General features: G+C 68.4%; 19 protein-coding genes. 9 read left to right on the top strand and 10 right to left on the bottom strand.

The window, feature by feature from the left end; genetic code table 11:
- Positions 1–160 precede the first annotated feature (160 nt).
- A complete protein-coding gene (locus DIS04_RS13370) occupies positions 161–610 on the top strand; it encodes a Z-ring associated ZapG family protein (RefSeq protein ID WP_162623068.1) in 450 nt (149 codons plus the stop codon).
- Between the two features lie 24 nt (positions 611–634).
- Here the strand turns inward: DIS04_RS13370 and DIS04_RS13375 are convergent, their stop codons facing one another.
- Positions 635–1,396: a Nif3-like dinuclear metal center hexameric protein gene (locus DIS04_RS13375; RefSeq protein ID WP_111414269.1), complete on the bottom strand. Its 762-nt coding sequence runs from the start codon at positions 1,394–1,396 to the stop codon at positions 635–637.
- A gap of 102 nt (positions 1,397–1,498) precedes the next feature.
- Between DIS04_RS13375 and DIS04_RS13380 the strand changes: the two genes are divergently transcribed.
- Positions 1,499–2,707 carry a Do family serine endopeptidase gene (locus DIS04_RS13380; RefSeq protein WP_111414270.1) on the top strand — a complete coding sequence of 403 codons (1,209 nt, stop codon included), beginning with the start codon at positions 1,499–1,501 and terminating at the stop codon, positions 2,705–2,707.
- Between the two features lie 7 nt (positions 2,708–2,714).
- Here DIS04_RS13380 and hisD read toward each other — a convergent pair whose 3' ends face one another.
- From hisD to DIS04_RS13425, 9 genes are all read right to left on the bottom strand, one after another.
- On the bottom strand, positions 2,715–4,037 hold the full coding sequence (hisD, locus tag DIS04_RS13385; RefSeq protein WP_111414271.1) for a histidinol dehydrogenase: 1,323 nt from the start codon (positions 4,035–4,037) through the stop codon (positions 2,715–2,717).
- A gap of 43 nt (positions 4,038–4,080) precedes the next feature.
- Positions 4,081–4,743, bottom strand: coding sequence for an ATP phosphoribosyltransferase (hisG, locus tag DIS04_RS13390; RefSeq protein WP_111414272.1), 663 nt, complete (start codon positions 4,741–4,743; stop codon positions 4,081–4,083).
- A 41-nt stretch (positions 4,744–4,784) separates the two neighbouring features.
- Positions 4,785–6,047, bottom strand: a complete 1,263-nt coding sequence (murA, locus tag DIS04_RS13395; protein WP_111414273.1) for a UDP-N-acetylglucosamine 1-carboxyvinyltransferase — start codon at positions 6,045–6,047, stop codon at positions 4,785–4,787.
- 13 nt (positions 6,048–6,060) lie between these two features.
- Positions 6,061–6,330 carry a BolA family protein gene (locus DIS04_RS13400; RefSeq protein WP_111414274.1) on the bottom strand — a complete coding sequence of 90 codons (270 nt, stop codon included), beginning with the start codon at positions 6,328–6,330 and terminating at the stop codon, positions 6,061–6,063.
- A gap of 137 nt (positions 6,331–6,467) precedes the next feature.
- On the bottom strand, positions 6,468–6,800 hold the full coding sequence (locus tag DIS04_RS13405) for an STAS domain-containing protein (protein WP_111414275.1): 333 nt from the start codon (positions 6,798–6,800) through the stop codon (positions 6,468–6,470).
- A complete protein-coding gene (locus tag DIS04_RS13410) occupies positions 6,797–7,459 on the bottom strand; it encodes an MlaC/ttg2D family ABC transporter substrate-binding protein (protein WP_111414276.1) in 663 nt (220 codons plus the stop codon). The genes DIS04_RS13405 and DIS04_RS13410 overlap by 4 nt, the downstream gene beginning before the upstream one ends.
- Before the next feature lie 27 nt (positions 7,460–7,486).
- Entirely contained in the window at positions 7,487–7,951 is a 465-nt protein-coding gene (gene mlaD / locus DIS04_RS13415) for an outer membrane lipid asymmetry maintenance protein MlaD (RefSeq protein WP_111414277.1), read from the bottom strand.
- Between the two features lie 37 nt (positions 7,952–7,988).
- The gene (gene mlaE / locus DIS04_RS13420; RefSeq protein WP_111414278.1) at positions 7,989–8,771 is read right to left on the bottom strand and encodes a lipid asymmetry maintenance ABC transporter permease subunit MlaE; all 783 of its coding nucleotides are present in this window, start codon (positions 8,769–8,771) and stop codon (positions 7,989–7,991) included.
- Positions 8,768–9,580, bottom strand: a complete 813-nt coding sequence (locus DIS04_RS13425; RefSeq protein WP_111414279.1) for an ABC transporter ATP-binding protein — start codon at positions 9,578–9,580, stop codon at positions 8,768–8,770. The genes mlaE and DIS04_RS13425 overlap by 4 nt, the downstream gene beginning before the upstream one ends.
- Positions 9,581–9,719: 139 nt before the next feature.
- Between DIS04_RS13425 and DIS04_RS13430 the strand changes: the two genes are divergently transcribed.
- The 7 genes from DIS04_RS13430 (at position 9,720) to DIS04_RS13460 (ending at position 15,773) form a co-directional block, all read left to right on the top strand.
- The gene (locus tag DIS04_RS13430; RefSeq protein ID WP_111414280.1) at positions 9,720–10,664 is read left to right on the top strand and encodes a calcium/sodium antiporter; all 945 of its coding nucleotides are present in this window, start codon (positions 9,720–9,722) and stop codon (positions 10,662–10,664) included.
- A 32-nt stretch (positions 10,665–10,696) separates the two neighbouring features.
- Positions 10,697–11,710, top strand: a complete 1,014-nt coding sequence (locus tag DIS04_RS13435) for a KpsF/GutQ family sugar-phosphate isomerase (RefSeq protein WP_111414281.1) — start codon at positions 10,697–10,699, stop codon at positions 11,708–11,710.
- 25 nt (positions 11,711–11,735) lie between these two features.
- Positions 11,736–12,293, top strand: a complete 558-nt coding sequence (locus tag DIS04_RS13440; RefSeq protein ID WP_111414282.1) for a KdsC family phosphatase — start codon at positions 11,736–11,738, stop codon at positions 12,291–12,293.
- A 12-nt stretch (positions 12,294–12,305) separates the two neighbouring features.
- Positions 12,306–12,926, top strand: a complete 621-nt coding sequence (gene lptC / locus DIS04_RS13445) for an LPS export ABC transporter periplasmic protein LptC (RefSeq protein ID WP_111414283.1) — start codon at positions 12,306–12,308, stop codon at positions 12,924–12,926.
- Complete coding sequence (gene lptA / locus DIS04_RS13450; RefSeq protein WP_422667997.1) at positions 12,926–13,462, top strand: lipopolysaccharide transport periplasmic protein LptA; 537 nt, start codon at positions 12,926–12,928, stop codon at positions 13,460–13,462. Before lptC ends, lptA begins: the two co-directional genes overlap by 1 nt.
- A gap of 7 nt (positions 13,463–13,469) precedes the next feature.
- Positions 13,470–14,195, top strand: a complete 726-nt coding sequence (gene lptB, locus DIS04_RS13455; protein WP_111414325.1) for an LPS export ABC transporter ATP-binding protein — start codon at positions 13,470–13,472, stop codon at positions 14,193–14,195.
- Positions 14,196–14,351: 156 nt separating this feature from the next.
- Positions 14,352–15,773 (top strand): RNA polymerase factor sigma-54, encoded by a 1,422-nt coding sequence (locus tag DIS04_RS13460; protein WP_111414285.1) that lies wholly within the window; start codon positions 14,352–14,354, stop codon positions 15,771–15,773.
- Positions 15,774–15,842: the final 69 nt, after the last annotated feature.

Consider the following 15,842-nt stretch of genomic DNA (forward strand, 5'->3'; position numbering starts at 1 on the left):
CCTGCATTATACGCATCCCGAGCGCGGCGCGCAGGAAAATGGCCGTCGCCGGCGATACCGATCGTTGACCCGTCGACTGCCAAGGCTTCTATAATGGGCCGCCAGACTTGGCTCGAAGCGGGCAGCGTCTTCGGCGTGTATCAGTATCAGGGAGAACTTCGTGGATTACGGCAATGTGAACTGGATCGTGGCCATCGTCAGCCTGCTGGTCGGACTTGGCATCGGCGTCATCGGCTATCGCATGCTTGGCACCCCCGCCACGCAGTTGCACAAGTTGCGCCGCCAGGTGGCCGAGCGTGAGCGCGAGCTCAGCGTGATGCGGGAGGGCATGAACGAGCATTTCACCCAGGTGGGCATGATGGTGAGCAACATCCAGCGCGAGATGCGCACCCTCGAGCATCGCCTCACCGAGGATGCCAGCACGCTGCACTGCGAACCCCGTAACGATCGCCAGCTGCAGGCCGCCGATCAGCCGGCCTTGACCGGCGGAGACGACGACATACCGGCGCCGCGCGACTACGCCGACGGCTCCGGCGGCACCCTGTCGGAGGACTTCGGCCTCAGGTCCCGCGACGACAAGGCCGACGCGCCCCAGCCGCCGCGCTACTGAGCGCTCACCCCTCGCCTGGCTCCGTCACGCCGGGTTGTCGATATCGACGAAGCGGTGTTCGACGCCATATTCCTGCGCGAGCCACGCCCCCAGCGCCTGCACGCCGTAGCGCTCGGTGGCGTGGTGCCCTGCCGCCAGGTAATGGATGCCGAGTTCGCGCGCCAGGTGCGTGGTGCGCTCGGATATCTCGCCCGAGATGAAGGCCTCAGCACCGGCCTCCCAGGCCGTGACGATCATGTCCTGGGCGCCGCCGGTACACCAGGCGACACGGCGCACCGCGCCGCTGGCGGGCGCCTCGATGAGCAGCGGCTGCCGCCCCAGGCGCTCCCCGACATGCCGCGCCAGGCCCGCCGCCGAGGCGGCCTCGGGCAGGCTGCCGAGCCAGACCAGCCCCTGGCCCAGCTCGCCGTCGGCGCAGCCCTCCACGCGCAGGCCGAGACGCCGCGCGAGCATGGCATTGTTGCCGAGCTCGGCGTGGGCATCGAGCGGCAGATGGTACGCCAGCAGGTTGATGTCGTTGAGCAGCAGCGTGCGAATGCGCCGCTGCTTGATGCCGGTGATCGCCACCGGCTCGTTCTTCCAGAAGTAGCCATGGTGAACGAGCAGCAGGTCCGCCGACCACGACACCGCCTCGTCGAGCAGCGCCTGACAGGCGGTCACGCCACTCATCACGCGGCGCACCTCGTCACGCCCCGCCACCTGCAGGCCGTTGACGGTATAGTCCTTGAACGCCGGGGCGTCGAGCAGGGTATCGCAGGCCCGCACCAGGTCGGTTCGCAAAATCATCCTAGCCTCCCGGACAGCGCTTCGCTGCCAGTGTTACAATCGGCCACCATTGTATCGACTGCGCGGGACGGCAGCGACCGCCCGCCGACCAGGAAACGCCGCATGCGTCGTTCGCTCATCGCCTATGCCCTGCCCGTCCTCATCGGCGTGCTGCTGGCCATCGTCCTGCTGAACACCTTCCCCCAGCTGCTGCGCAGCCCTTCGCCACCGGACACCCCCACCGGGAGCGTGGTGCCTACCGAGGTGCAGCCGGCATCGCGCCCCTCCCCCGAACTCCAGCAGGCCCCTCCCCTGGCGCGCGAGCAGGGGCCGGCCAGCTATTCGACGGCGGTCGAGAAGGCCGCCCCGGCAGTCGTCAACATCTATTCGTCGCGGGTCGTCGCGCGCGAGGAACATCCGCTGATGTCGGACCCCTTCTTCCGCCAGTTCTTCGCCGACGACCTGCCGAGACAGCAGCGCCTGCTGTCGAGCCTGGGTTCGGGGGTCATCGTCAGCGAGGATGGCTACGTACTGACCAATCATCACGTGATCGACGGCGCCGACGAGATCCAGGTGGCGCTGCGTGACGGCAGGGAAACGCTGGCGGAAGTGATCGGCACCGACCCCGAGAGCGACCTGGCGGTGCTGCGCATCGACCTGGAGCAGCTGCCGGTGATTCACCTCGCCGACACCGAGGATGTGGCGGTGGGCGATATCGCCATGGCCATCGGCAACCCGTTCGGCGTCGGCCAGACCGTCACCATGGGCATCATCAGCGCCACCGGGCGTAGTCACCTGGGATTGAGCGCCTACGAGGATTTCATCCAGACCGACGCGGCCATCAATCCGGGCAACTCCGGCGGCGCCTTGATCAATGCCGAGGGCTCCCTGGTGGGCATCAACACCGCCATCTTCTCCCGCTCGGGCGGCTCCCAGGGGGTCGGCTTCGCCATCCCCACGCGCCTGGCGCGCTCGATCCTGGAGGATCTGGTGACCCAGGGGCGCGTGATCCGTGGCTGGCTGGGCATCGAGGCGCAGGAACTCTCCCAGGACCTGGCGGCCTCCTTCGGCCTGCAGACGCCGCGCGGCGTCGTGATTTCGGCGGTGGTGCCGGACGGGCCCGCCGCCCGCGCCGGCCTGCGCCCGGGCGACGTGCTGCTGGAGGTCGACGGACGCCCCATCCTCGATGCCCGCGCCGCCATGAGCGACATCGCGGCCATCGAGCCGGGGGCCACGCTTCCCTTGACCTTGGTGCGCAGCGGCGAGACCTTCACCGTCGAGCTGGAGGTGGGCGAGCGCCCGCTGCCGCCGAGCGAACGCCCCGACCGCTGAACCGGCGCTACTCCTTGATGCGGTACTCGGCGGAGCGGGCGTGGGCGGTCAGCGACTCGCCGCGCGCCAGCACCGAGGCCACCCTGCCCAGCGTCGATGCCCCCGCCTCCGAGCAGTGGATGATCGACGAGCGCTTCTGGAAGTCATAGACCCCCAGCGGCGAGGAGAAGCGCGCCGTGCCGGATGTCGGCAGCACGTGGTTGGGGCCGGCGCAGTAGTCGCCCAGCGCTTCGGCCGTGAAGCGCCCCATGAAGATGGCGCCGGCATGGCGTATCTCGGGCAGCAGTGCCTCCGGATCGGCCAGGGAGAGTTCGAGGTGCTCCGGGGCGATGCGGTTGACCAGGCGCACGGCCTCGTCGCGATCGCGACAGTGGATCAGCGCCCCGCGGCGAGCCAGCGACTGGCGCACGATCGTCTCGCGCTCCAGCGTCGGCAGCAGGCGGGCGATCGCCGCCTCCACCTCGTCCAGATGGCGCTCGTCCCAGCTGACCAGCAGCGCCTGGGCATCCTCGTCGTGCTCGGCCTGGGAGAACAGGTCCATGGCCAGCCACTCGGGGTCGGTTCCCGCGTCGGAGACCACCAGGATTTCCGAGGGTCCGGCGATCATGTCGATGCCCACCTGGCCGAATACCGCCCGCTTGGCGGTCGCCACGTAGATGTTGCCGGGCCCCACGATCTTGTCGACCCGCGGCACGCTCTCGGTGCCGTAGGCCAGTGCCGCCACCGCCTGGGCGCCGCCGACGGTGAAGACGTGATCCACTCCCGCCAGGTGAGCCGCCGCCAGCACCAGCTCGTTGAGCACGCCGTCGGGGGTCGGCACCACCATGACGATCTCGCGGACACCCGCCACATGAGCCGGAATGGCATTCATCAGCACCGAGGAGGGATAGGCCGCCTTGCCGCCCGGCACGTAGATGCCGGCACGATCGAGCGGCATGACCTGCTGGCCCAGCACGCTGCCGTCGGCCTCGGTGTAGGTCCAGGAGCTCGGCTTCTGGCGCTCATGGTAGAGGCGGATGCGCTCGGCGGCGCGGGACAGGGCATCGCGCTGCGCCTCGGGCAGGCCGTGGAAGGCCTGCTCCAGCCGCGCCGCCCCCAGGGTGAGCTCGCCCATGGACGCCGCCGACAGCCGGTCGAAACGCCGGGTGTACTCGACCAGGGCCGCATCCCCCCGCTCACGCACCGCCGCGAGGATCTCCGCGACACGCTGCTGCACCTCGGCGTCGGACACGCCCTCCCAGGCCAGCAGGGCATCGAGGCGCGCCTCGAAGTCGGCATCGACGGTGGAGAGCCGGGCCAGCTCGACGCCTTGGGCTCGGGTTTCGCTCATGATCGCATTCGCCTCCAGGTAGTGTGGACTATCGCCCCCGTCCTCAGTGCGCGGGGGATGCGGCCGACGCGCGGCGCCGCTCCACGGCCTGGGCGAGGCGCGCGATGAGCGGCTTGAGGCGCTCATGCTTCATGGTCATGGCCGCCTTGTTGACCACCAGGCGGGTGCTGATCGGCGCGATCAGCTCCCGCGGCGACATGCCGTTGGCGCGCAGGGTGTTGCCGGTGTCGACGATGTCGACGATCTCGTCGGCCAGGTTCATCAGCGGTGCCAGCTCCATGGCGCCGTAGAGCTTGATGACTTCGGCCTGGATGCCCTGCTCGGCGTAGTAGCGCCGCGCCACGTTGACGAACTTGGTCGCCACCCGGCGCCTGGCTGGCGCGGCCGCGGCGCCGTCGATGCCGGCCGTCATCAGCCTGCACCTGGCAATCTCGAGATCCAGCGGCTCGTAGAGCCCCTCGGCGCCGTGCTCGAGCAGCACATCCTTGCCCGCCACGCCCAGGTCGGCGGCGCCCAGTTGCACGTAGGTCGGCACGTCGGTGGCGCGAATCACCACCAGCTTGACGTCGTCGAGGTTGGTGTCGAAGAGCAGCTTGCGGCTCTTGCCCAGGTCCTCGGCCGGCACGATGCCGGCATCTGCCAGCAGCGGCAGGGTCTCGTCGAGAATACGGCCCTTCGACAGGGCCAGAATCAATTGCTTGCTCATGGTCTCGCCTATGGTCGGAACCGCGGGCGCCGCCTGCCCGCTCAGCCGGGAATGCGACGAATCCGGGCTCCCAGCAGTTGCAGCTTCTCCTCGATGCACTCGTAGCCGCGGTCGATGTGGTAGATGCGGTCGACCAGGGTTTCGCCCTCGGCCATCATCGCCGCGATCACCAGCGAGGCCGAGGCACGCAGGTCGGTGGCCATCACCGGGGCGCCGGAGAGACGCTCCACGCCGGTGATCATGGCGGTGTTGCCCTCGAGTGCCACCTGCGCCCCCATGCGGTTCAACTCCTGCACATGCATGAAGCGGTTCTCGAAGATGGTCTCGACCACGTGGGAGGTGCCATCGGCCACGGCATTGAGGGCCACGAACTGGGCCTGCATGTCGGTAGGGAAGCCCGGGTACGGTGCGGTGCGAATGTTGACCGGGCGCGGGCGGCGCCCCTCCATGTCCAGCTCGATCCAGCCGTCGCCGCTGGTCACCCTGGCACCGGCCTCCTCGAGCTTGGCAAGCACCGCCTCGAGGATGTCGGCACGGGTGTTGCGCACCCGCACGCGACCGCGGGAGAGCGCGGCGGCCACCAGGAAGGTGCCGGTCTCGATGCGGTCGGGCATGACGTCGTGATAGGCACCGTGCAGCCGCTCGACGCCCTCGATGATGATGTTGTTGCTGCCGTGACCGCGAATCTTCGCACCCATCTTGATCAGGCACTCGGCCAGGTCCACGACTTCCGGCTCGCGCGCGGCGTTCTCCAGGATGGTGGTGCCCTGGGCCAGGGTGGCGGCCATCAGCAGGTTCTCGGTGCCGGTGACGGTGACGGTATCGAAGAAGATGGTGGCGCCCTTGAGCCTGCCGTCGGCGCGGGCCCGGATATAGCCCCCCTCGACGCGAATCTCCGCGCCCATGGCCTCGAGCCCACGAATATGCAGGTCAACCGGGCGTGAGCCGATGGCGCAGCCGCCGGGCAACGAGACGTCGGCGTGGCCGAAGTGCGCCAGCAGAGGCCCGAGCACCAGGATCGAGGCGCGCATCTTCTTGACCAGTTCGTAGGGGGCGTGGCAATCCCGCACCTGGGAACCGTCGAGCTGGATGGTCATCTTCTCGCCCATCACCGGCTCGACGCCCATGCGGCCCAGCAGCTCGAGGGTAGTGGTAATGTCCTGGAGATGCGGCAGGTTGCCGATGGTCACCGGCTCGTCGGCCAGCAGGGTGGCGCACAGAATGGGCAGCGCCGCGTTCTTGGCACCGCTGGCCCAGACCTCGCCGTCGACGGGCCCGTTGCCGGTAATGATCAACTTGTCCATGTGTGCTCGACCGTCAGGCGCCCTGGCCAGGTGAAGCCGCATTCTCCGGCGCGCTAGCCCACTGCGCCGGGGTGTAGGTCTTGATGCTGACGGCGTGCACGGCACCGGAGGCGATCTCTTCCGCCAGGGCGCCGTAGATCAGCTGCTGCCGCTTGACCGGCGACAGGCCCTCGAAGGCGTCGCCCACGGCGATGACCTGGAAATTGCAGCCTTCGCCCTGGATGTAGAAATCGCAGTCCTCGAGGCGCGCCTCGAGCAGCGCCTTGACGTCACTGGGTTGCATGGAACACGGAACTCCTGTGGGACGAATGGAGCGGCGCGCGGCCCCAACGAGGGCCACTGCCAGAAACGAGAATCCCTACATGGTAAAGAAAAGCATCGCGCTTGGCGATGCCGGAGCCGGGCTCGGCCGGTGCGGGATCAGGCCTCGCCGGCCAGCGGCAGGAGTGCGTCGAGCCCTGCCACCCGAGTCAGGCGCGCCAGCGGCGCCGAGAGCCGAACCTGGTGGATTTCGACGCCGGCCGCGCGTGCCTGACGCGACCACTCGAGCAGCACGCTGAGGGCGGCACTGCTGACCTGCTCGACGCCGCCGAGGTCGAGCACCACGCGCGCCCCGTCGGCCTGCTCGGCGAGCCAGGCGCTGCCCGCCTCGGCCAGGGGGGCGGCGATCTCGAAAGGGACATCGCCGCTGACGGCCAGCCCCTGGGGGCCGGCCTCCAGGCGCACGCCGCCGCGCTCGAGCAGCCGGTTCATGTATTGCTGCCCTCCTCCAGCTCCTCGGCGGCGATCTCCGGCGACCAGTTGGCGATCACCGCGTCAAAGTCGCGGCCGTGGTCGCGCATCGCCTGGTCGAACTGGTTGCGGAAGGTCAGCCCCAGGTTGATGCCATTGACGATGACGTTGACCACCTTCCACTCGCCGTCGGACTGGCGCAGCGTATAGCTGACCGGGTAGACGCTGCCGTCCATGGCCTCCACCTCCATGGCCACCGAGGCTTGATCCTCGTGGCGCGGCGGGCGCTGGCTGTCCAGTACCCTCAGTTCGCGATAGTCGAAGGTCACCAGCCCCTTGCTGTAGGTGTCGATCAGCGTCTGGCGAAAGACATTGACGAACCGCGAGCGCTGCTGCGGCGTGGCGTTCTGGAAGTAACGCCCCATCACGCTGGCACCGATATAGCGGAAGTCGGCGATGTCGTCGAGGCTGTCGTCGACCAGCGCCTCGAGCTCGTCCATGTTGCTGGCGTAGTAGTCCTTGCGCCCCTCGATCTGGCCCATCAGCTCATCAATGCTGTCACGAATCATCTGTTCGGGGCTGCGCTCCGGCGCAGCGGACGCCGCCAGGCTGGCCAGCAGCAGGCTCAGGCCGAGGAACAGGCGGCGAAACAGGGCGGGGGAAAGTGTCATCTGTCTCATCAGTCGACCTCGAAGGAAAGGAATGGGTCAGTCGTTGACCATACTGGAGACGAACTGCTGAATCAGCTCTTCCAGCACGACCGCCGACTGGGTGTCGCGAATGGTATCGCCGTCATCGAGCATCTCGGGATCGCCACCGACGCTGAGTCCGATGTACTGTTCGCCCAGCAGGCCGGAGGTCAGGACCGATGCCGTGGTATCGCGGGGAAGCCGACCCTCCAGCTCCGCGTCGAGTTCGAGGGTGACCCGCGCATCGTACCACTCGGTATCCAGATCGATGGCGGTGACTCGCCCCACCGTGACGCCGGACATGGTGACCCGTGACCGCGGCTTGAGGCTGCCGATGTTGGCGAAGTTGGCCTCCAGCCGGAAGGTGTCGTCCGGCACCGTGAAGGTCAGCCCGCTGACGCGCAGCCCCAGGAACAGCAGCCCCAGGATACCGGCCAGCATGAACAGACCGACTCCCAGCTCCATCGTCTTGCTGCGCTTCATCCTGCCTCTCCATGTCGCGTTGGACGCCGTTCAAGCATCAGGAAAACCCTCCGAACATCACCGCGGTCAGCACGAAGTCGAGCCCCAGCACCGCCAGCGACGAGTAGACCACCGTGCGCGTGGTGGCACGCGAGATGCCTTCCGACGTCGGCACCAGGTCGTAGCCCTGGAACACCGCGATCCAGGTCACCACCAGGGCGAACACCAGACTCTTGACCATGCCGTTGCCGACGTCCGCCAGGAAATCGACGCTGGACTGCATGCTGCTCCAGTAGGAGCCCTCGAACACACCCAGCCACTCGACGCCGACCAGGTAGCCGCCATAGACGCCAACCACGCTGAAGCCGACGGTCAGCACCGGCAGTGCCACGAAACCGGCCCACAATCTCGGCGCCACCACCCGGCGCAGCGGATCGACGCCGATCATCTCCATGCTGGTGAGCTGCTCGGTGGCCTTCATCAGGCCGATTTCGGCGGTCAGCGCCGAGCCGGCGCGCCCGGCGAACAGCAGCGCCGCCACCACCGGCGACAGCTCACGCAGCAACGACAGCGCCACCATCTGCCCCAGCGCCTGCTCGGCGCCGAAGTCGACCAGGATGGTATACCCCTGCAGCGCCAGGACCATGCCGATGAACAGTCCCGACACCAGCACGATGGCCAGCGACAGCACACCGACGAAGTGCATCTGGCGCAGCCACAGGTAGCAGCCCTCGCGGGAGGGCATGCCGACGGAGGACTGGGCGAGGAACAGGCCCGCCCTGCCCAGCGCCTCGAGCACGTCGCAGCCGCTGCGCCCGAGGCGCACGATGCGCCCGATCATGGCCGCCCCTCCAGGTTGAGGATGTCGTGCAGGTAGTCCGGCGCCGGATAGTGAAAGGGCACCGGGCCGTCCGGTTCGCCGTGGACGAACTGGCTGACGCGCGGGTCCTCGTCGATGTCGAGGCTGTCGGGCGTGCCATGGGCCATGACCCGCCCATCGGCGATGACGTAGACGTAGTCCGCAATCGACAGCGTCTCCTGAATATCGTGCGACACCACGATGGAGGTCAGCCCGAGCGCCTCGTTGAGCCTCTTGATAAGCTGCACCAGCACCCCCTTCGAGATCGGGTCCTGGCCCACGAACGGTTCGTCGTAGAGCACCAGGTCGGGGTCCAGCGCAATCGCCCGCGCCAGCGCGACACGCCGCGCCATGCCCCCCGACAGCTCTGCCGGCATCAGCTCGCGCGCGCCGCGCAGCCCCACCGCCTGCAGCTTCATCAGCACCAGGTCGCGTATCATCGCCTGCGGCAGGTCGGTGTGCACGCGCAGGGGAAACGCCACGTTCTCGAACACGCTCAGGTCGGAGAACAGCGCCCCGCTCTGGAACAGCATGCCCATGCGCCGGCGCAGGCTGAACAGCGCCTTGCGCGACAAGGCATGCACGTCCTGCCCGGCAATCAGGACCCGACCGGCGTCGGGCGTCAGCTGCCCGCCGATCAGCTTGAGCAGCGTCGTCTTGCCCGTGCCGCTGGGGCCCATGATGGCCGTGATCCGGCCGCGGGGAACCTGCATCCCGACGCCATCGAAGATGCTCTTGTCGCCGCGCGAGAAACGCAGGTTCTCCACCTCCACGAAGGGGGAATCGATCATGCCGCAAGATCCAGGGGAAATTATCGAACATCGTATCCTAACTCCGCGCCCCGGCGCCAGCCCGAGGCATGGTGTCGCTTGCACCGGCCCCGGCGAAGACGTCTAATGTGCGACCTCATTCACCGCCTCGATCGATACCATGCTGCTGCCCATCGTTACCGTCACCCTCGGCCTGGCCGTGCTGACCTGGAGCGCCGACCGTTTCGTCAACGCCGCCGCCGCCACGGCCAGCCGCAGCGGCATGAGCGCGATGCTGGTCGGCATGACCGTGGTGGCCCTGGGCACCTCGGCCCCCGAGATGGTGGTCGCCCTGTTTGCCGCCCTGGAGGGCCTGCCGGACCTCGCCACCGGCAATGCGCTGGGCTCCAACATCGCCAACATCGGGCTGGTACTGGGAGCGACCGCCGTGGTGCGACCGATCCCGGTGCCCTTCTCGCTGGTGCGGCGCGAGCTGCCGCTGCTGCTCGGCGCGACCGGGATCACCGGCTATGCCCTGGCCAATGGCTTCCTGGGCCCCTTCGATGCCCTGGTCCTGCTGCTGCTGATGGTCTTCAGCCTGTGGTGGCTGGTTCGCGCCGATACCCCCGACGCCGCCCAGGCCAGCGACATCCCCGACATGACGCTGCGCCGCGCGCTCTGCTGGCTGGCCGCGACCCTGCTGCTGCTGTCGCTGAGCTCGCGGGTGCTGGTGTGGGGCGCCAGCGAGCTGGCGCGCGGCTTCGGCATCAGCGAACTGGTCATTGGCCTGACCGTGGTGGCGGTGGGCACCAGCCTGCCGGAACTGGCCGCCTGCGTGGCCAGCGCGGTGAAGCGCCACCACGACCTCGCCATCGGCAACGTGATCGGTTCCAACCTGTTCAATCTGCTGGCGGTGCTGCCGATTCCGGCGCTCATCGCCCCTGGCGCCCCCCACCCGGACGCCGCGGGGCGCGACTATCGCGTCATGCTGCTGCTGACGCTGGCCCTGGCCCTGCTGCTGATGTGGCAGCGCCAGGGCCGCCTCGGCCGCACCGTCGGCGCCGCCTTCCTGGTCGTCTATGCCGCCTACCTGGCCTGGCTCGGCGTCAGCGGCAGCGCCACTTGAGTGAAACCTCGCATCGGGCAACAATCATCGCCATGAGCTCAGACGAATCCACCCCCCCTCCCCACCGTGCCGACCCGAGCGCCTCGCCGCTCAGGGAAAGCGCGCGGCGCACCCTCAGGATCGAGGAGCAGGCCATCGCGGCGCTCCCGGAGCGCCTCGACAGCCATTTCGACCGCGCCTGCGAGCTGATCCTCGCCTGCCAGGGCCGCGTGGTGGTGACCGGCATGGGCAAGTCGGGACACGTCGCCGGCAAGATCGCCGCGACGCTGGCCAGCACCGGTACGCCGGCCTTCTTCGTCCACCCCGGCGAGGCCAGCCACGGCGACCTGGGCATGATCACGCCTGGCGACGTGGTGCTGGCGCTGTCGAACTCCGGCGAGACCGCCGAGGTTACCGCGCTGCTGCCGCTGCTCAAGCGCATCGGCACGCCCCTGATCAGCATGACCGGGCGCCCCGACTCGACGCTGGCCCGCCACGCCGACGCCCACCTCGATGCCGGCGTCTCGCGCGAGGCCTGTCCGCTGGACCTGGCGCCGACGGCCTCGACCACCGCCGCCCTGGCGCTCGGCGATGCGCTGGCGGTGGCGCTGCTCGAGGCGCGCGGCTTCACTGCCGAGGACTTCGCCCTCTCGCACCCCGGCGGCAGTCTGGGCAAGCGATTGCTGCTGCGTGTCAGCGACCTGATGCACCAGGGCGAGCGGCTGCCGAGCGTGCCGCTGGGCAGCCCGCTGCGCGACGCCCTGCTCGAGATCACCCGCCAGGGGCTCGGCTTCACCTGTGTCGTCGACGAGCACAACCGCCTGATCGGTGTCTATACCGATGGCGACCTGCGCCGCACCCTCGACCAGTATCAGGACCTCAGCCAGCTGAGGGTGGATGACGTCATGACCCGGCCCGGCAAGCGCATCGCGCCTGACGTGCTGGCGGCCGAGGCTGTGCGCGTGATGGAAGACAACCTGATAACGGCGCTGGCCGTCGTCGACGAGGCGGGCCACCCGATCGGTGCCCTGCACATGCACGACCTCCTGCGAAGCGGCGTGATCTGACATTTCCCCTGACCAAGGAGAGCCCATGGCTCTGGCAACCCCCACACTCGACCCGCGTCTTGTCGACCGCCTGCGCAACATCCGCCTGCTGGCGCTGGACGTGGATGGCGTTCTCACCGACGGTCGCCTCTACTTCCAGGCCGACGGCGTCGAGATCAAGGCGTTTCACACCCAGGACGGCCTCGGCCTCAAGCTGCTGCGGCGCGCCGGCCTGCAGGTGGCCTTCCTGACCGGGCGCGAGTCGCCCATGGTCAGCCATCGCGCCGCCGCCCTGGGCATCGACCACGTCTACCAGAGCTGCGAGGACAAGCTCGCCACCCTGCGCGAACTGTGCACGCGCCGGGGAATCGAGCTCGAGCAGGTCGCCTACTGCGGCGACGACCTGCCCGACCTGGCCGCCATCCAGCGCGCCGGGATCGGCATCACCGTCCCCAACACGCCGCCCTACATACGCGCCCTGGCCGACTACGTCACCCAACGCAGCGGAGGACACGGTGCGGTGCGCGAGATCTGCGACATGCTGCTCGAAGCACAGGGGCACCGCGACGCGTTGGTCGACACCTACCTCCACGGCAAGCGCTGAGGCCGGCCGGCGATGCTGCGGCGCCTACCTCGCCCCTCGTACCGTGTCTGGCTGTTCCTGCTGCTGTTGGCGCTCGGCGGCCTGGTCACCTGGCTGGACCCCTGGCGGGAACCGGCCCCCGGGCCGGTACCCACCGACGAGGCCGGCGAGCCCGACTACTACCTGGAACGGGCACAGCTGACCCGATTCGATGCCGCCGGCCGCGCCCACCAGCGCCTGGAGAGCCCGCGGTTGGTGCACACGCCTCACGACGACGTCACCCGCGCCGTCACGCCACTGGCGCACATGGTCGACCGCGAGGATCGGCAGTGGGTGGCAAGCGGTGCGGAGGGCCGCCTCGGTGCGGGCGGCAATCCACTGACGCTCACCGGCGATGCCCGGCTGCTCGCCCCGGAAGAGCGCTGGCAGCTCGACACCGAGACCCTGCACTTCGACGCCAACGTGGGGCACGCCTGGAGCGACACGCCGGCCCTGCTGCAGCAACCGCCGCAGCGCATGCGCGGCGAGCGCTTCGACGCCTGGATCCATGACAACCGGGCACGTTTGACCGACAATGTGCGCGGCCACCATGTCCCGGAAGGCGCCGAGCCGGGGCAAGCCGATGCCGTCAACCCAGAGGATTTCACGCCATGATGCGATGCAGGTTCCCGACCCTCAGCCGGCCGATCACCCTGGCGCTGGTGGGCTTGATGCTGTTCGGCCTGGCGGGCATCGGTTCGGCCATGGCACAGCAGCGCGACGCCGAGCAGCCCATCGAAGTCGAGGCCGACCAGCTCGACCTGGACGATACCGCAGGCACCGCGGTCTATACCGGCGACGTCGACATTCGCCAGGGCAGCATGCGGCTGACCGGCGATCGAGTCGAGTTTCAGCGCAACGCCGCCGGCGAGCTCTCGCGCGCTACCGCCCGCGGCGAACGCGCCTACATCGAGCAGCAGCCCGACCCCGAGCAGCCGGTGGTGCGCGGCTGGGGGCGCACGATCATCTACCACGTCGCCGAGCGAAGAGTGGAGCTGATCGACCGCGCCGAGTTGCACCAGGGAAGCGACACCTTCGACGGCGGCTACCTGGAGTACTTCCTCGACCGACGCGTGGTGCAGGCACGCTCCCGGAGCGAAGGCGTCGAAGGCAGCCAGCGCATCCGCATGACGCTGCAGCCGGAGAGCTGACATGCCGATGAAGACCCTGCATGCCCGACACCTGGCCAAGAGCTACAAGCGCCGCCGCGTGGTGCACGACATCAGCCTGTCGATCGGCCAGGGCAGCGTGGTCGGCCTGCTCGGGCCCAACGGAGCCGGCAAGACCACGTCGTTCTACATGATCGTCGGCCTGGTCAAGGCCGATGCCGGTGAAGTCGCCATCGACGATCGCGACCTCTCGCACAGTGCCATGCACGAGCGGGCGCGGGCGGGCATCGGCTACCTGCCCCAGGAGGCATCGATCTTCCGCAAGCTGTCGGTCGCCGACAACATCATGGCCATCCTCGAGACGCGCAAGGACCTCGACCGCCGCGGGCGACAGGCGAGGCTCGAGCAGCTGCTGGAGGATTTCCACGTCACCCACATCCGCGACAATCTCGGCATGAGCCTCTCCGGCGGCGAGCGGCGGCGCGTCGAGATCGCGCGGGCACTGGCCACCGAACCGGCCTTCATCCTGCTCGACGAGCCCTTCGCCGGGGTCGACCCGATCTCGGTGGGCGAGATCAAGGGCATCATTCGCCAGCTCAAGGCGCGCGACATCGGCGTGCTGATCACCGATCACAACGTCCGCGAGACCCTCGACATCTGCGATTCGGCCTACATCGTCGGGGACGGCCAGATCATTGCCGACGGCAACGCCGAGGCCATTCTTGCCAACCAGCGGGTGCGCGAAGTCTATCTGGGCGAAGACTTCCGCCTGTAGTATACTCGGGCGATTCAACAAGCTCTGATCCTTATTGAAAATATTAGAATCAGGCATGGATATTGCCGATGGCATGTTTATTGCAGTAATTTCCCTTGCAAGTCGCCTCCCACCCGTCTAGGGTAGAGTTTTCCGGCAGATGAGCCCATTACCCTCATGGCCATGAAAGCATCCTTGCAACTGCGCGTCGGCACCCAGCTGACCATGACCCCCCAACTGCAGCAGGCCATTGCCCTGCTGCAGCTCTCGACCCTCGATTTGCGCCAGGAGATCCAGCAGGCGCTTGAATCCAACCCCATGCTGGAGCTCGACGACGGCTTCGGCGAGCAGGCCGCCAGCGAAACCCCGAGCGACGACTGGGCCAGCGAGATACCCAGCGAGCTGTCCACCGACAGCGACTGGACGGACACCTTTCCCGACCACGGCACGGGAACCGGCGCCGCCACCGGCGAGGGGCCGGACTTCGAGCGCCAGGCCACGGTCCAGACGCTGACCGGCCACCTGATCTGGCAGCTGGCGATGACCGACCTGAGCGATCGCCAGCGCCTCATCGCCGAGAGCCTGATCGACGCCGTGGATGCCACCGGCTACCTGGCCCAGCCGCTGGAGGAGATTCGCGACGGCCTGCGCCGGCAGGGCCTGGAAGGCCTGCCCACCCGGGAGGTCGAGCAGGTCCTGCTGCGTCTGCAGCAGTTCGAGCCGACCGGTGTGTTCGCCCGCGACCTGCGCGAGTGCCTGATGCTGCAGCTGGCGGCGCTGCCCGACGACACGCCGCTGCTGCCCCAGACCCGCCGCCTGGTGCGGCAGTTTCTCGAGGCGCTGGCCGCCGACGACCGTCGCCTGCTGAAGCGCCGCCTGGGGCTCGACGACGAGTCGCTGGATCAGGTCATCGCCCTGATTCGCTCGCTGGACCCCCGGCCCGGCAGCGCCTTTGCCGAGGTCGGCAGCAGCTACGTCACGCCGGACCTGGTCGCCTACCATGACGAATCCGGCTGGCGCGTCGAGCTCAACGCCGAGGCCCTGCCGCGCCTGCGCATCCAGCCCGACTACGTCGCGCTGGTGCGCCGAGCGGACAAGAGCCAGGACAACCAGTTCCTCAAGGACCACCTGCAGGAGGCCCGCTGGCTGATGAAGAGCCTCGCCAGCCGCAACGACACCCTGCTGCGGGTCGGACGCGAGATCATGGCGCGTCAGATCGCCTTCCTCGAGGAGGGCGAGGAAGGCATGAAGCCGCTGGTGCTGGCCGACATCGCCCAGGCCGTCGAGATGCACGAGTCGACCATCTCGCGGGTGACCACGCAGAAGTTCATCCATACCCCGCGTGGGGTCTTCGAGCTGAAGTACTTCTTCTCCAGCCACGTCGGCGGGAACGGCGACGGGGACGTGCACTCCAGCACCGCGATCCGCGCCCGGATCCGCAAGCTGATCGCCGACGAACCACCGCGCAAGCCGCTCTCCGACAGCCGGCTGGTGGAGCTGCTGGCCGAGGACGGTATCCAGGTCGCCCGCCGCACGGTGGCCAAGTATCGCGAGGCCCTGGGGATACCATCCTCGAGCGAGCGCAAGCGTTTTCGCTGATGCCGCGACGCAACGCTGATCCCGGGCAATCCCGCCGTCCGAGGGGGTATGCAGGGCAGTAAAAAGGGT

The sequence above is a fragment of the Billgrantia lactosivorans genome (assembly GCF_003254665.1).
In the GTDB taxonomy this organism is placed as follows: Bacteria; Pseudomonadota; Gammaproteobacteria; order Pseudomonadales; family Halomonadaceae; genus Halomonas; species Halomonas lactosivorans.

Bases quoted from the DNA above. Each gene is read 5' to 3' on its own strand.
- DIS04_RS13410 (WP_111414276.1), bottom strand. From the start codon at position 7,459: ATGAGACAGATGACACTTTCCCCCGCCCTGTTTCGCCGCCTGTTCCTC.
- mlaE (WP_111414278.1), bottom strand. From the start codon at position 8,771: ATGATCGGGCGCATCGTGCGCCTCGGGCGCAGCGGCTGCGACGTGCTC.
- DIS04_RS13435 (WP_111414281.1), top strand. From the start codon at position 10,697: ATGAGCTCAGACGAATCCACCCCCCCTCCCCACCGTGCCGACCCGAGC.
- lptB (WP_111414325.1), top strand. From the start codon at position 13,470: ATGAAGACCCTGCATGCCCGACACCTGGCCAAGAGCTACAAGCGCCGC.
- DIS04_RS13430 (WP_111414280.1), top strand. From the start codon at position 9,720: ATGCTGCTGCCCATCGTTACCGTCACCCTCGGCCTGGCCGTGCTGACC.
- DIS04_RS13425 (WP_111414279.1), bottom strand. From the start codon at position 9,580: ATGATCGATTCCCCCTTCGTGGAGGTGGAGAACCTGCGTTTCTCGCGC.
- DIS04_RS13400 (WP_111414274.1), bottom strand. From the start codon at position 6,330: ATGCAACCCAGTGACGTCAAGGCGCTGCTCGAGGCGCGCCTCGAGGAC.
- murA (WP_111414273.1), bottom strand. From the start codon at position 6,047: ATGGACAAGTTGATCATTACCGGCAACGGGCCCGTCGACGGCGAGGTC.
- lptC (WP_111414283.1), top strand. From the start codon at position 12,306: ATGCTGCGGCGCCTACCTCGCCCCTCGTACCGTGTCTGGCTGTTCCTG.
- DIS04_RS13405 (WP_111414275.1), bottom strand. From the start codon at position 6,800: ATGAACCGGCTGCTCGAGCGCGGCGGCGTGCGCCTGGAGGCCGGCCCC.
- hisG (WP_111414272.1), bottom strand. From the start codon at position 4,743: ATGAGCAAGCAATTGATTCTGGCCCTGTCGAAGGGCCGTATTCTCGAC.
- DIS04_RS13380 (WP_111414270.1), top strand. From the start codon at position 1,499: ATGCGTCGTTCGCTCATCGCCTATGCCCTGCCCGTCCTCATCGGCGTG.
- DIS04_RS13460 (WP_111414285.1), top strand. From the start codon at position 14,352: ATGGCCATGAAAGCATCCTTGCAACTGCGCGTCGGCACCCAGCTGACC.
- DIS04_RS13375 (WP_111414269.1), bottom strand. From the start codon at position 1,396: ATGATTTTGCGAACCGACCTGGTGCGGGCCTGCGATACCCTGCTCGAC.
- DIS04_RS13440 (WP_111414282.1), top strand. From the start codon at position 11,736: ATGGCTCTGGCAACCCCCACACTCGACCCGCGTCTTGTCGACCGCCTG.
- lptA (WP_422667997.1), top strand. From the start codon at position 12,926: ATGCGATGCAGGTTCCCGACCCTCAGCCGGCCGATCACCCTGGCGCTG.
- mlaD (WP_111414277.1), bottom strand. From the start codon at position 7,951: ATGAAGCGCAGCAAGACGATGGAGCTGGGAGTCGGTCTGTTCATGCTG.
- hisD (WP_111414271.1), bottom strand. From the start codon at position 4,037: ATGAGCGAAACCCGAGCCCAAGGCGTCGAGCTGGCCCGGCTCTCCACC.